General features: G+C 45.6%; 9 protein-coding genes and 1 pseudogene. 2 read left to right on the forward strand and 8 right to left on the reverse strand.

Translation table 11 applies throughout. The features are described 5' to 3' along the window. A pseudogene (locus D889_RS15660) lies at window positions 1–150 on the forward strand (IS110 family RNA-guided transposase); the annotation flags it as partial. Window positions 151–327: 177 nt separating this feature from the next. On the opposite strand, the gene D889_RS0113175 reads toward D889_RS15660, so the two are convergent. From D889_RS0113175 to D889_RS0113205, 7 genes are all read right to left on the reverse strand, one after another. Continuing rightward, entirely contained in the window at window positions 328–2,322 is a 1,995-nt protein-coding gene (locus D889_RS0113175; RefSeq protein ID WP_238537726.1) for a serine/threonine-protein kinase, read from the reverse strand. A 14-nt stretch (window positions 2,323–2,336) separates the two neighbouring features. After that, complete coding sequence (locus D889_RS0113180) at window positions 2,337–3,122, reverse strand: PP2C family protein-serine/threonine phosphatase (protein WP_248676843.1); 786 nt, start codon at window positions 3,120–3,122, stop codon at window positions 2,337–2,339. Between the two features lie 6 nt (window positions 3,123–3,128). Further along, entirely contained in the window at window positions 3,129–3,809 is a 681-nt protein-coding gene (locus D889_RS0113185) for an FHA domain-containing protein (protein WP_010632808.1), read from the reverse strand. A gap of 19 nt (window positions 3,810–3,828) precedes the next feature. Continuing rightward, the gene (locus D889_RS0113190) at window positions 3,829–6,156 is read right to left on the reverse strand and encodes an FHA domain-containing protein (RefSeq protein ID WP_010632809.1); all 2,328 of its coding nucleotides are present in this window, start codon (window positions 6,154–6,156) and stop codon (window positions 3,829–3,831) included. Between the two features lie 42 nt (window positions 6,157–6,198). Then, window positions 6,199–7,278 carry a leucine-rich repeat domain-containing protein gene (locus tag D889_RS0113195; protein ID WP_010632810.1) on the reverse strand — a complete coding sequence of 360 codons (1,080 nt, stop codon included), beginning with the start codon at window positions 7,276–7,278 and terminating at the stop codon, window positions 6,199–6,201. A gap of 82 nt (window positions 7,279–7,360) precedes the next feature. Next, window positions 7,361–9,709, reverse strand: a complete 2,349-nt coding sequence (locus tag D889_RS0113200; protein ID WP_010632811.1) for a carboxypeptidase regulatory-like domain-containing protein — start codon at window positions 9,707–9,709, stop codon at window positions 7,361–7,363. Between the two features lie 576 nt (window positions 9,710–10,285). Continuing rightward, window positions 10,286–11,389, reverse strand: a complete 1,104-nt coding sequence (locus tag D889_RS0113205; protein WP_010632812.1) for a glycoside hydrolase family 25 protein — start codon at window positions 11,387–11,389, stop codon at window positions 10,286–10,288. A gap of 262 nt (window positions 11,390–11,651) precedes the next feature. On the opposite strand from D889_RS0113205, the gene D889_RS0113210 reads away from it, so the two are divergent. Continuing rightward, entirely contained in the window at window positions 11,652–12,503 is an 852-nt protein-coding gene (locus tag D889_RS0113210) for a thermonuclease family protein (protein ID WP_010632813.1), read from the forward strand. 186 nt (window positions 12,504–12,689) lie between these two features. On the opposite strand, the gene D889_RS0113215 is transcribed toward D889_RS0113210, so the two are convergent. Continuing rightward, a complete protein-coding gene (locus D889_RS0113215; protein ID WP_238537728.1) occupies window positions 12,690–14,108 on the reverse strand; it encodes a hypothetical protein in 1,419 nt (472 codons plus the stop codon). Between the last annotated feature and the right edge of the window lie 115 nt (window positions 14,109–14,223).

Below are 14,223 nucleotides of genomic sequence, written 5' to 3' on the forward strand. Positions count from 1 at the left end.
TATCAGGCTTTTTACCAGAAGAAGTACAGAGAAGTGACTCGGCATCAACATAAACGCGCACTCGTCTTAACCGCAAGAAAACTGGTACGGTTGGTGTATTCGCTACTAAGCACCAACCAATTGTACACACCCCCTGAAGGGAGGACGTGAGTCCCACGGTTTTTATCACATCCCTTCGATGACGGCTCTACACCATATGGTAATTTTTGTTAATCATTGTAGAGCTTGATTTGTGTACGCTTTTTTAAGCGTTTTTGGATAAAGGCTTTGAAAAATTTCCAATTCCCTATTTTTAGGGTCTTGACATATTACCACTAGGCTTTAAGCCTATTTTATCCAGTGATTAGCTTTCAACTCGTCGATCAGATGACTCAGCGGTGCAAGCTCCGGATCATTGGCGCCGTCCGGACTGTACTTTAATGCAAGCTGGTAATTCTTCACGACTCTACTGTAATTCCTTTTGGCTGCAGGCTTGCTGTTTTCCATATCGGCGTAGAGCAGAGCAAGCTGAATGTAGCACGTGTACTCCGTCGGATATTTCTTCTTCATCGCAAGCAGCACTTTTTCACTGCCTTTATAATCGTTCATTTCCTGATAGATAATCGCGATGTTGCGGTAGAGATAGGGCCGCTCGTACCCATTGGCAATTAACTGTTTGAACAGATTGACCGATAATTTGTTGAACCCGTTACGGTTTTGGCCGGCTGAGCCTTTTTCATGATAGGCTTCGGCAAGCATCTCCGTAAGCTGCATCGCATCCTGACCCTTAATTTCCTGCAATCCCTGTTTCAAGATGGCAATCCGCTGATCAAGATGCTGGTCATGCAGTGCTGATGCATGTATTTTATATAAATCAGCCAATGCCAGAACGCTTCTCAGTTTCAGAGACGGATCATTTCCTCTGGTTAATACTTTTTTATACTGAGCCGCTGCCTGAGTATCGTTTCCACTGGCGCTGGCTATTTCCGCCTGCACATACCAGGTCACTTCATCAGCAATGTGTTCCTTATTCATCTTCTGCAGCACTAAATTCGCAGCGCTGAGCTGTTTAGCCCTGGCCAATGCCACCGCAAGATCCCGCTGATAGACCGTCGTTTTGGGAGACGCAGCGGAGACTTTACGAAGCAGCGTAATCGCATTCTCGTAGTCTTTCTTTTCGAGACAGGCTGCTCCCAGTTCATAGATCAGCCGGGGATCCTTGGCGCTCCCAGGAATATTTTTAGTCACTGTCTGAATGTACTTGATTTCCTCATCATATTTCTTCTGAAGATAGAGGCTTCCCGCCGTCCCCTCATAAGCACCCAGTTCATGCGGCTCGCGGTGGATGGCTTCATCAAACAGACGTTGCGCTTTCCCGTACTGATAAGCAGCCGCAAGTGCGGTCCCCTGCTTGACCAGTGTCTGATAGTTTTTCAGATTTTCCGCTTTGACCTGCGAGAATCCGGACAGGGTGAGGGCAAAAAAGACGAGAACGCTGACAATTAGAGCGCCGACTTTCTCGGACTTTTTCCTACGTGCCTTTTTGTATCGCGACGACATTTTCTCGATGTTACTGAAGTCGTCCAGCAGCTCACGCGCCGTCTGATAGCGTTCGGCCGGATCCGGCTTCAGCATCTTTCCGAGTATTTCCTCAAGGCCTTCCGAACTTTCCGGAAGCACTTTGCGAATCGGTTTGCTGAGAATCGCTGCATTAGGTGACTCGCCTGTCGCCAGCTGATAAAGAGTAACACCCAGACTGTAAATGTCCGAGCGTTCATCCGTCTGCGCACTGCCGTATTGTTCCGGAGCCGCATAAATTTTGGTGCCGAGTACCTGGGTGTCTGTTTTCGATTCTTTCTTATATTCACGGGCAATACCGAAGTCGATGACACGGACTTCGCCATCCGGCGTCTCCATCAAGTTTGAAGGTTTCATATCCCGGTAGATAATCGGGTGCGGTTGATGCTCATGCAGATAGATGTATACGTCACAGATCTGTTTCGCCCACGCCACCAGAACCGGTTCGGGAATTTTCCCGGCTCGCTTCAGCACCTTATCCAGTGACTCACCCTGGACATAGTCAACAACGATGAATATAGCTTCTGAAGTATCGACAATATCAAAGATTCTTGGCAGTCTGGGATGATTCAATTGTTTCATGATATTGGGCTCGGCAAGCAAATCAACGGAGACATCCGACTCTTTGTTTACCTGCTTAATCGCCCAGAGCGTTCCTAATTTGACATGGCGTGCCAGATAGACTTTGCCCATCCCGCCCTGTCCAAGTACTTTTAAAATTTCATATTTATCTTCAAATATCTGACCGATCTTCAAATCCAACATGGTTCACCTCCGAATCAGACGATCTGCACTGCCAGAAGCGTTACATTATCATCGCTCTGATTAACCAGTGCTTCATGAACACACTGGATGCACAATGCTTCCAATTGTTTATTACTCAGCAAAACTGAGTGATCAAATATTTGCAGAAGCCGTGAAGACGCCATGAAGTTGTATAAACCGTCCGAGCAAATCAGATAGATATCCAGAGATCGGGTCGCTTCTGTTTTCATATAGGGCTGAATCGTCTTATCGGCCCCAAGCGCCTGAGTCAGCACATGACGGTACGGGTTAGACTCAATTTCTTCGCGCCTGATTTTTCCATCCTTAAATTCTTCCCATGCGGCTGTCTGAATGTCTGAAATGCAGTGAATTTCACCATCACGGATTCTGAATACTTTGGTATCGCCGACATTGCTCAGGATCATGCTGTCTTTAAAAATATTCAGCATCGACAGTGTTGTCGCTGTCACAACATTTCGCTTCCAGGCATCTTCAAAAATATATGTATTGATTTGTTCATACTTCTTTTTCATTAACAACGTGACATAATCCGGAGAATAATCCCGGTTCGAATCCAGCTCGCTGTTCAGCGCATCAATGGTCAGCCGGCTTGCCTGTCCGCCGAACTGATGCCCGCCGACACCGTCGGCAACCGCAAAGGTCGCCATGACGAGTTCCGGTCTCGCAAGATAGCTGTCCTGATTTTCCGACCGAATGCCCCTCTCAGTCGCCGCCCCATATCGGACAAAGGGCTTCATACGCAGCGTCTCATCTACCTGTTCCTCACTCAATGTTTCCATCCCCCGTCAGTTCACGACTAATTCTGTCTTGCCGATTTTAAAGTACTGACCAGCAGCAAGTTCCTCCTGACCTTTCACCTGACGGGATTCGATGTATGTCCCGTTTTTACTGTCCAGGTCAACGAGATAGTATTTCCCTGATTTGGTATATATCAACGCATGAACACGCCCAACATACCCGTCATTGGCAATGACCAGATCACATTGATCCGGATCTCTTCCGATCCGGACCGGCTCACTGCCTGTCCAGGAGTATTGTTCTTTTTCACTGCCGATCTGATAGTCGATGGTCCTCTTCGCCTGCTTCTGAAGCGGCGGAATACTTTCATCCTTGCTGAGCAGCATCGTGGCATCTTCCGGGCCCGCATTTTTGATGTCCCCCTTGATTTTTGGGGACAGGTTGCTGATCGGATGCAGCATTTCCGTTTTTTCTTCTTCACGATTTTCCGGAATCGGCATGGACTTCCGGGCTTTCTCAACCTGCTGTGCTTGTACGTCTGATAGTGCCGTTGTTTTTGAGCGGTCTTCGTCCTGACCGGTTTCAGAATCCTGCAGCTTCTGATACAGGGACACCGCTGTTTCCGGTCTTTCGGTATTCTTCCTTCTCATGATGGCAATAATCAGTATCACATTCGCCACAAGAGCAACCCCGATAATGAGATAGATCAGTGTTAAATTATTTGACATATTGCTCCCCCCCTGCATTTTACTGGCTGTCTTTTCTTTTGAGCAGCACATTGCTGAGAATCAGGCAGACCACAGCAAATCCGATCAGGATCAGCCAGTTCTGCCACAGCAGATTCATTCGATGATCAAAATAGACGGGAAGATCCCTGGGCGGAACCGCCGCCTTGGTTTCAATCTTCATCGGCACATTGTTCAAATTAAAGGATATCGCCATCGCACGCGAAGCCCATTTGCTGATCGCCAGATTTGAAATCAGATCGCTCCATTTCTTCAGATCGAAGACCAGTCCGTTGAACATCAGCTGGGGAATCAGCAGCAGCGGAGCCAGACTCATCGCCCGGTCTGAATTGGAAACAAGGCAGGAGACAACTAATCCCATCGCCGTTGCAGCCAAGACCGTAAGAAAGAAGGTGATCATGACTTCAAGCGAAACACTGCCGATCAGACTCTGCTTTGGAAACGGAATGACGTAATTCAGAATCCAGACAAACAGCACCGACTGCACCGCCGCCAGTACACCGAGAATGCCCATCTTCGACATGAGATAGGGCCAGATCTTCAGATTGACCATCCGTTCCCGCTTATAGATCACCTGTTCCTTAGTGATCTCTTGAATAGAATTTAGCAAACCAATCCAGACAGCTGAAGATGCTGCCGTAAAGATGACTTCCTTACTGGTCTCATAATAATCAAATGAATGATGATTTCCAACAAATCCAAGCAGCCAGGCAATCGCCGGTACCTGAAGTATGAGCAGGAAAAAGCGTGCATGATCTACCCATGTCAGTTTCAAATACCGTTCGAGAAGGATTCTGAACTGACGCAGTGCGCTCCGTCGGATGGTGATCAACTTCTGTCTGGCACTTTCACCGGATGGTGCCATGTGATGCACATAGGAGTAGTACTGCGATTTGAGAAACCTTTTCTGCCAGTAAGCGGCACGTTCGCCTGTCTGATCATATACATCGGTGTATCCATCCACATTGAAAAATTCCAGTGCGCCTTTCGGTGGTCCGAAATAACAGAGCTTTCCGCCGGTGCCGAGAAAAACCACTTTATCACAGAGATAGAGATTTGCCGTCGCATGGGTGATCAAAATGATTGTCTTTCCGGTATTTGAGAGTTTCCGAAGCAGACGCATCATGTTTCGCTCCATACCGGGATCCAGCCCCGACGTCGGCTCATCCAGAAAGAACAGTTTCGGATCGGCAATTAGTTCCACCGCAATACTGACACGTTTGCGCTGCCCGCCGCTCAGATTTCGAATGACCAGATTCTCTTTGCCATCGAGCTCGACATCGATTACAACACGGCGAACCCGTGCTGTGATTTCTTCCTTGCTGGAATCTTCAGGCATTCTCAGTCGTGCAGCATAAGTCAGCATCTCGCTGACGGTCAGTTCTTCATAGACAATGTCCTGCTGCGGCACATAGCCCATAATATTTTTATAGGCATTGAAGTTCGCATAGAAATCATCACCATTCACCAGCACGCCGCCTTCTGTTGCCGGACGGAACCCATTCAGCGTATCCATGAATGTTGACTTTCCCGCACCGCTGCCGCCGACAAGTGCTACCAGTTCACCTGGTTTGATGCTGATTGTGATGTTGTCGAGGATTTTCTTACGGACTTTTTTCTTAAACAGGCCGTGGGATTCCTCCACGGTTTTTGAGATGGCAATCGCATCCAGCTGCAGGCCGTGAATATTCGTGTTGTAGATCAGCTTATTTTCTTGAACGATAAATTTTGTCCGGCCGATCATGATCACATCATGCGGTTTCAATTGAACGCTTGACCGGATCTGTTTTCCATTCACGAAGGTGCCGTTCGTACTGTTGCAGTCGCGGATACTGAATCCTCCACTGCCCAAATGAATCTCAGCATGTTTCCTCGATACCGGTCCCTCGGCGATGACCAGTGCATTTGAATGATCCCGGCCGATCATTACGGTCTGATCCGGTTTTAAATAAAGCTCATTCCATTTCTCGCCGACCCCTTCATCGAGCAATGAAAAAAGAATAAAAACACCTTTATCATGATGATGTTCCGGATCATCGATCAAAATCTGTGTACCATTCTTTAATTCTTGATTCTTGATCCGCTTGCCATTGATCACCAACCCGTTTGTGCTGTCCAGATCAACAATCGAACAGTGTCCATCGTGAACTTCAACCTTTGCATGGTGCAAAGAAACAATCGGGGAGTGAATTTCAATGGTGTTCTCCGTGCCTCGGCCCAGTGTCAGCACTTTATCTGAGGCCAAACCGAACTCATATGAATTGACCAATGCGTTATCGATATAAATATTCAGCACGCCTTTACGTGCATTGGCTGCTTGATCTAACATTGCTCTCTCCCCTATATCCGCTCTATTTCAAACTGAGGTACTTTAACCCTGATATTTCTTCTTCGTATTAAAGAAGACGAGAAATAATCCTGCAAACTGAACCAGAATGATGGCCAGCAGCGCATAAAGGATGAAATTATTTGAACTCTGGGCCGGCTTTGTACCAGATTTCTCCGTACCCATTGAAAAATCTTTATGATCCAGTGTCTGATAGACACTTTCAACTGGAGAAAAGTCATTGATCTGATTGCCAGTCAATTTTAATTCTTTTAAACTTGTCAGATTTTCCAGCGGACCGATATTTTGAATCTTATCGTCGTTCAGATCGAGCACCTGAATTCTGGTCAGTCCGCGCAATGGATCAAGTTCTTTAACCCGGGAATGGGAAAGATCAAGCACACGCAGCTCTGTAAGATTACTTAGCGGTTTCAGCAAGACGACCGGGTTATTGGAAAGATCGAGCACTCTCAAATCAGAAAGTTTGGTCAAAGCATAAGCATCGGAAATGTTGTTATCTGCTGCACGCAGTACCTTCAAATTTAGCAGCTGCTGTACTGCGGACAAATCCTCGATCTTGTTGCTGTCGAGATGCAGATTGACGAGCTTATTTAATTTATTGATCCCATTGATCGACTTAATCTGGTTATTCTCCAGCATCAGGGTATTCAGCCGTGATAAATTGTTCAGATCATCGATGTCCTGAATCTGGTTGTCACTCAGGAAGAGCCGTTCCATCTTGTCCAGGTTTTGCAACGGTGTGATTGATTGAATCTGGTTATTCGTTAAATCCAGAGATTGAAGGTCCTTAAGCTTCTGGAGTGGCGTAATATCGGAAATCAAGTTGTTCTCCAGTCGCAAATCGGTGAGACTGGACAGATTCTCAATACCATTCAGATCCTTGATGTGATTGTCACTGGCATCCAGTGTCTTCAAATTATTTACGTCACTTTGATAAATCGTACCAACCGGTTTGTCGATTGCTTTACGAACGGATTGTTCCAGATTTTTATCTTTGAATGTTACTGCTTTTTCTGCTGCCTGAGCTGTTCCGGAAAACTGCACGGTAAATGCTGCAAGTGGTATTATCAGAAGTACTGCAATGATTTTTCTGAAACGTGTCATGGTCTCTTCCCTCTCTGATTTTTAAGTAGATATAGAAATTCTCTGGAAAGCTGGTCCCAGAGAATTCTTTAATACGTTTAAGTTATGGAGCAACAGGAGCCGAAGAAGATGCAGCAGTTGAGCTGCTGTCACTTGGCTGCTGCGAAGCCGCTGCAGTTGATGAACTATTCCCATCATCAGAAGGCTGACTCGATGTCGCTGCTGCCGGTGACGAGCTGTCTGACTCCAACTGTGACGGATCAGAACTGTCTGCAGATGCTGATGGTGCTGTTGATGAACTTGAATCCGTGGTCGCACTATTTGTTGAGTCCGCGGCTGCCGGTGCTGAACTGCCTGTGTCGCCTGAATCTGCCGTTGTCTCCGGATCACTTAAGCTTTCACTATAATCCGGATCTGAAGCATCGATCGTATTGATGATTCTTATGGTGCCGTCCGTTATCTCAAACACGTGCCATACATAGCCATTACCTGTTGTCGGGACGTTCAGCGTCTTCACAAGATGGCCGTCACGGTACAATTCTACTTCCGCCTGACTCTGGCTTAACTCTGTATCATTACCATGTGAAAAATTATAAACGAAATATCTGTAAGTGGTACCGGGCGTTTCCTGGAAACTTGTTATTGTCTCAGGTCCGTAGGCATCCGTATCATCATGGTCCAGTTCTGCCAATGTTGTGCCATTGCTGTCCTGTACCGCCGTATTGCCATAATAAACTTGATTTGTAGTCGAAGGATCGCTTGCGTCGACCCATGCAAGATGGGAATCCAGATCATCCGGCTCGGCATCCCAGGTCAAAACAACCTGGAAAGCTGCCTGTCCCTGTTTGATGATCGTTTCATTTTGCGACGTCGTCGCTCCGGACATCACTGTTATCTGTTCACTCTTCGTGACATAATCTGTTCCTGAATAGTTAACCGTATAGGTTCCCGGTTTCAAAGCTGCGATTGTGTAATTCCCGTTCTGATCGGTGGTCCCAGATGCTGCTTCTGAACCATCAGCATTTAACACATGCACTGTGGCACCAGAGACAGGCGCTCCACTCTGTGCATCCGTAATTGTTCCTGAAATGCCGCCGGTTGGCTGCGGTGTCGGCGCCGGCTGCTCCGGATTTGAAGGAACAGGCTGCGGCGTTGCTGCAACTGGTGATGATGCCGGCGCAGATGGACCAACCGGGGAAGCAGCTGTCGGCTGCGATCCCGTCAAAGAATGAGTGGTTGTTCCTCCTGAAGCGATCGGCTGTGTCGCAACGGGTTGCGGTGTTGCTGTGACGGGCCGTGTAGCCGAACCGGATTGCGGATGAAGCACATCCGTACCAGTTGTTGCCGCCGCGGTTTGGGAGAGCTGTGTTGTTTGTGTCGCAGCAACAGGTTGAGAAGACTGTGCCGGCTGTTCCAATTGAGTCGACCCGGTGGCTGCCGCAGCGTCAGATGCATTTTCTGTCGACGGTGTCGGTGCCTTATTTACATCGAGGGTTACAGTATCCCGTTTGCCATTCGCTTCAGCTGTGACCTTTGCTGTTCCTGTCTGTTCCGATGAGAAATATACGGTCTCTCCTTCCTGAGCAGAGAGATCACCCGCACCGCTGGTAACAGACCAAAGCGGATTAACGCTGAATGTTTTCCCATCTGCATCTTTCCCGACTGCTTTCAGCTGGATTCGCTGACCCGGCGTCGCCTGTGTCGTGGATGTCTGAATCTGAAGTGATGTGAGAACATGCTTGCTGACCTTTATATTCTTCTGTTCCGAAATCGAGCCCATTTTTGCCATTACGGACTCATCACCATTTTTATTGCCCGTAAATGTATTCTGTTTCCCCGTCTTCGAAGACAGGTTCCCCAGATCACCGGGGATCAGCGACCAGCTGGCCTCAACAAGTTCTCCCTTGGCATCAGGCGATTTTTTATAAATTGTCTTGAGATGAGCCGACGTGCCGATCTGAACATTATTTTTGTCCGACTCAATGGAAATGCTCTGGCTCATTTGCCCTAATTTATCTGCGAACTGGCCATCTTTCGTTTTCGAATACCCATTGTCAAGATCACGGATCGCTGCCAGCACATCACCGCGTGCCAGATCGGTATCACTTAACCCGAGATAGAGCCTGGGCTCATCGGGCAACAACTTTATCCCTGCTTTCAGCACCTGAACTGCAGGTTTGTACATCTTCAGCGCCAGGTAAGACTTTGCCAAACCAATACGTGCTTCCACATTGTTCGGATCAATGCTCAAAACCTTCTTATAAGCAATGATCGCTTCTTTGTACTTATGTTCCTTGTAGTAATGATTACCTAATGACAGCTCCTGCTGAATCGTATGCTGTTTCACAATCTGAATGGTGAAATATGTACCAAAACCGCCCAATAGCAAAAGAAGTACAAGAATAATGAGAATGGATCGCTTTCTTCCAGGCTTTTCTTCCGTCTCTTCCATATAAAATTTTCCTCCTATTCCTCATAATCTCATATTATAGGTATAAAGAACCTGGTACTAATGAATTAAATATAGCATAAATTATCCAGTTAATGATTCCTAATTGTTAAAATATATTGAACAGCATTACTTAAGGGCCATTAATATATCCCATTTTATTTTAAAAGATTATTTTTGACATAATAAAATAAACCACGAAAATAAATTATATGGCTCCCTGATTGATTACGGCCAACGGAATGTACCACCTGGCACAGTTCGTTGGCCGTAATCACCCTAATCCGAATCCGAACAATCATTCGATTACGTCAAAATTCAATCGACTTCTAATGAGGAATGAAGTGAACATCCAGAAGAAAGTCGGCATTAAAGCAACAGTAAAAAAGCCTGAATACCTTGATTTAAAAGGAATCAGACTCGATTATTGGTATAAATACACGGGAATGCAGGTTGAAAGATCATTGATCAAGGATCTTAATCATGTCAACAGATTACGTGGAGGGGCTGTTACCCTATATAATGTTTCTGATAATCATCTGATACACGGCGGATTTGATCCCCAATCTGCTTTAGGCATCATCCTCCGATTGCCCTGTTATAAGTCAGGTCGAAATCAAATTTGCCCTTGACGCCTTTTATCGTGCAGTTAGTATCCCGATGCTGCCAGACATCGGCTTTCATCCCGAGTGTTGCATTGTAGCGCGCGATCCAGAGTAGATTGCCTTTGAGCAGCAGCTTGGAAGGAATCAGTCTTTCCTGATAATAATAATAGTTTGAGTAGATGCCCACATGTGTATATCCCTTTTTCTTGAGTTCGTTAATAAAGGCATTAACTTCATTTGTAAGATCTGTTTGATTGTGTGTCAAATTCTTATATTCAACATCGACAAAAGCATACCCAAGCAGTTTCTTTACAGGATTCATCTGTCTCGCAAACTGATCGGCTTCAAGTTGTGCGTCACTAATTTTTGTCGCATCAAACATATGGTACGCGTGCGCCTTAAGACCGGCTTTGCTGGCATTTTGAACATCTTGAACAAAATAAGATTTTGTTCCTGCAACCGGATAATCTTTTCCCTCGCTTGCTTTAATGATTGCAAAATGGAAGCCCGCCTGTTTCACTTTTTTAAAGTCCAGTCCACCGGAAGCCGATGACTGATCATAAAATAAATCGATTCCCCTTTTTGCATAGCGGACCACATGGCTGTCATAGGTCACGGCATAGCCGTGATAGCCACCTGAATAACCAATGGTCAGCCAATGCCCCTGTTTGGCATATACCTTGATCGGCGTCGCAAGGTAGAGTGTGGTTTTCATCGTCTTTCCGGTGAGTATCGAGTGCAGATACACCGTATCCGCCGCATAACCTGTGTAACGCACTTTCGGACTCCCGCCGGCAACATACTTTTTGTATGTATAAGCAATTTTATTTTTATAATTGATCCGGTAGTAGCTTCCGATTGAACGATAAACAAAGACAGGTGCGTTCGCCGGCAGTTTCCCGACGACTTTGCTGGAACTGCTCGCTTTTGAATGAATGGTGATCGTCCTGGAAGCGTGTTTGACTAAAGCTCCTGAGGCATGAGCTACTAATGGTTCTCCTGTTATGATTATTGATGAAATCAGGAAAGCAGCAATCAGCATCGGAAATAACAATAGTCTTGCATATTTTTTCCTCATACAGTTCCTCCACGGAAATATCTATCCCTTAATCTACCAGAATTTCGAATTAAGAACTACCATGAAATTCTTATTTTTATGGCAAACATCAAATTTTTCTTGACATTATGATGGATAAAATATACTTTCAAAGCATAAATACACACTTTTGTCTCTTAATTAAAGACTAAGCTACCGTTTTCAAACCCGATAGCTGGGTGCGCCTGCTGTGTACTCTTGATGAGAGTTACATGGAAAAGTATCTATTGGGGGGAATTACATCTTGCATTCTCTTAGGAAAGTATTGCTTACAGTAACACTGGCGTTCAGTCTGATCCTGTCTTCTTCACTGGTTGCAGCTCCCGCCGTCACACAGGCGGCATCCTACCCAAAAGGGGCGGTAGCTGCAACTATAGCCAAAGAGGTTGACGGCGACTCGATTTACGTCCGGCTTCATGGTAAAAAAGTGGAGATACGTATGCTGCTGATTGACACACCGGAGACACATGATCCGCGATATGGTGTTGAACCATATGGGCCGACCGCCTCAGCCTTTGCAAAGAAAGAGCTTCCTGTCGGCAGTCATATCCGCCTTCAGGAAGGGGTGAAAGGGCATCGGTACGACAAGTATCATCGCTTACTGGCCTTCATCTATACAGCCAGAGGGCACCTCTATAACTATGACGTTATCCGTGCCGGCTATGCCCGGGTCGCTTACGTTTACAAGCCGAACACTCAGCATTTGAGCTCCCTTCGTGCAGCCCAAAACGCAGCAAAGAAAAAGAAACTCGGGATCTGGAAAATCAAAGGATATGTGACAACCGGCGGCTATCGATATCAGGTTCATACGTTAAAGAAACCAACGACAGCCTATCGAATATCAGGAGGACTGACCGTGTCACGCGGCCAGTATGCATCGGTCACAGTTGCGGCTAAAAAAGGAACAAAAGCCACGATTAAAGTCTACTACAGCTCAGGTGCCAGCAAAGCCAAGGGTCTCGGGACAAAGTATGCCGGCAGCAACGGGAAAATTACATGGAAATGGCGTGTGGGCACGAACACAAAAAAAGGAAAATATCGCGTAGTCATTAAAATTGGCGGAAAGTCTATCACCAAATATCTCTATGTAAAATGAAAAATCCCAACAGAACATAAAACTGGTCATTTCACATTAAAAATTAAAGTACGGAAGCAGCAAGGAATGAATCGAGCTGTTTTCGTACTTTTTTGTTAACTGCAGATTAACTTTGTTTCATCAAATGTCCTAAGGATCTACTTGATCTAGTACGGTAGGGTATTTGATATTATCATAATGAAATCCTTAAAATTTCGTTCTGATCAATTCCGGATAGGAGTTAAACAACATGTAACCGTAGCTTCCGTCGAAAGCCATTCCTTCTGTTTCGCGGGTATTCATGCTGACCGGTATTTTCGAACTGTATGACTTATAGTTACGAACATCGATGCCAACAAAAGTATTGTCACTGCTGATGTAGAGACGATGATTCTTCTTATTGTACGTCAGCCCCTGAAAATACTTGCCGATCGGATACTTCACTCTGAATGCCGGTTTCACGGAGACTTTGCTGCCTGAAATGGTACCTTTGAGAATAACATAGCTTGCTTTGTAGCCTCCCGACAGCGAACCGGGCAGTCCAAGATAGAAATGGCTGCCATCGATCATCGCCAGCGTATGCGGATTGTATTCATTTTTGGTTGCGCTGTTTCTCAGTCTGAACTTCCATTGTTTGTTCATATTCATGTTCTTGTCGTAGCGAACCAAAGTGATGTATTTTCCGGTTCCCTTTAAGTTTGAATGTGCAAAATCCGTATCCTGAAGCATGTAGAGCGACTGACCATCCGTCGACAGTGTCTGCCCATGTCCAATAGTTTTCGGACCGCTGATACGCATCGTATTGAAGAAACTGTCGGCACCGGCCGCCCTGTAGCCGTTTCTCACGTACCCGGCGTATTTTTTTGACTTATTCGGATCCACATATTTATACCAATAGGCAGACCGGAAATCTTCATTTTTCCTTGCCATACCGGACGGCAGCTTCATTGGAAACTTTGTAATATATCCTTGATTGGTGAAAGTCGACCAGGTCGTATACAGATTACCACCAAGGACAACAAAACTTTGTGGATTAGTCAGCTGCCCGTCTTTTATAGGAGAAGAAATGCTGCTCTTATAATGTTTATCAAGAAAAGGAAGCCAGGCATAAGTTCTGAATGTGTACCTCGCACCACTTGTCTTGTACGTTTTAATCTTTACCTTATTTAGTGCTACGTTCATTCTTCCGTAAATTTTACGACCGGAATCTCCTTTTTTTCCAAGTTTTACATCATAATACCTGGAATTGTTCACAATTCTTAACTTCGACCAGTTCTGACTAACACTGATTGTCTGAACGGACAAGGTTTGCGCTGAACTTCTTGGCGCAACGTATTTGCCCTTTTTTAAATACTTTTTATAAATGTACACATAGTGATTTGCGTATTTGACCGTATACCAGCTCTTCGAGTATTTATAGACGCTAACATTCTTGTGTTTTGAAATATGACCGAGTATTCTGCTCTTTCCGCTGGCACTTCTGTGATAAGGCGCCGTACTTAACGTATACGCAGTATACTGATATTTCAGTGATGCGGCATCCGTTAAAGCTGGTGTAAGAAGTGCAAAGAAAAGTACCAGGGCAGCCGTAATAATCATGATTTGCCCGGAAATTTTTTTCAACATGCTTTTCATCTTTTTCTTTCAACCTGCATTTCAGGTGATTTATACCAATAATCAGGCTTACTATAGCCTTGTTGATAACCAATCAACGGGTGTTTTCCGTTAAGAGTGCGGGAAA

The organism is Sporolactobacillus vineae DSM 21990 = SL153, assembly GCF_000377985.1.
GTDB lineage: Bacteria > Bacillota > Bacilli > Bacillales > Sporolactobacillaceae > Sporolactobacillus > Sporolactobacillus vineae.

Excerpts from the sequence above, each read along its gene's own strand:
- D889_RS0113215 (WP_238537728.1), bottom strand. The coding sequence starts at position 14,108 with ATGTTGAAAAAAATTTCCGGGCAAATCATGATTATTACGGCTGCCCTG.
- D889_RS0113200 (WP_010632811.1), bottom strand. The coding sequence starts at position 9,709 with ATGGAAGAGACGGAAGAAAAGCCTGGAAGAAAGCGATCCATTCTCATT.
- D889_RS0113180 (WP_248676843.1), bottom strand. The coding sequence starts at position 3,122 with ATGGAAACATTGAGTGAGGAACAGGTAGATGAGACGCTGCGTATGAAG.
- D889_RS0113205 (WP_010632812.1), bottom strand. The coding sequence starts at position 11,389 with ATGAGGAAAAAATATGCAAGACTATTGTTATTTCCGATGCTGATTGCT.
- D889_RS0113190 (WP_010632809.1), bottom strand. The coding sequence starts at position 6,156 with ATGTTAGATCAAGCAGCCAATGCACGTAAAGGCGTGCTGAATATTTAT.
- D889_RS0113185 (WP_010632808.1), bottom strand. The coding sequence starts at position 3,809 with ATGTCAAATAATTTAACACTGATCTATCTCATTATCGGGGTTGCTCTT.
- D889_RS0113175 (WP_238537726.1), bottom strand. The coding sequence starts at position 2,322 with ATGTTGGATTTGAAGATCGGTCAGATATTTGAAGATAAATATGAAATT.
- D889_RS0113195 (WP_010632810.1), bottom strand. The coding sequence starts at position 7,278 with ATGACACGTTTCAGAAAAATCATTGCAGTACTTCTGATAATACCACTT.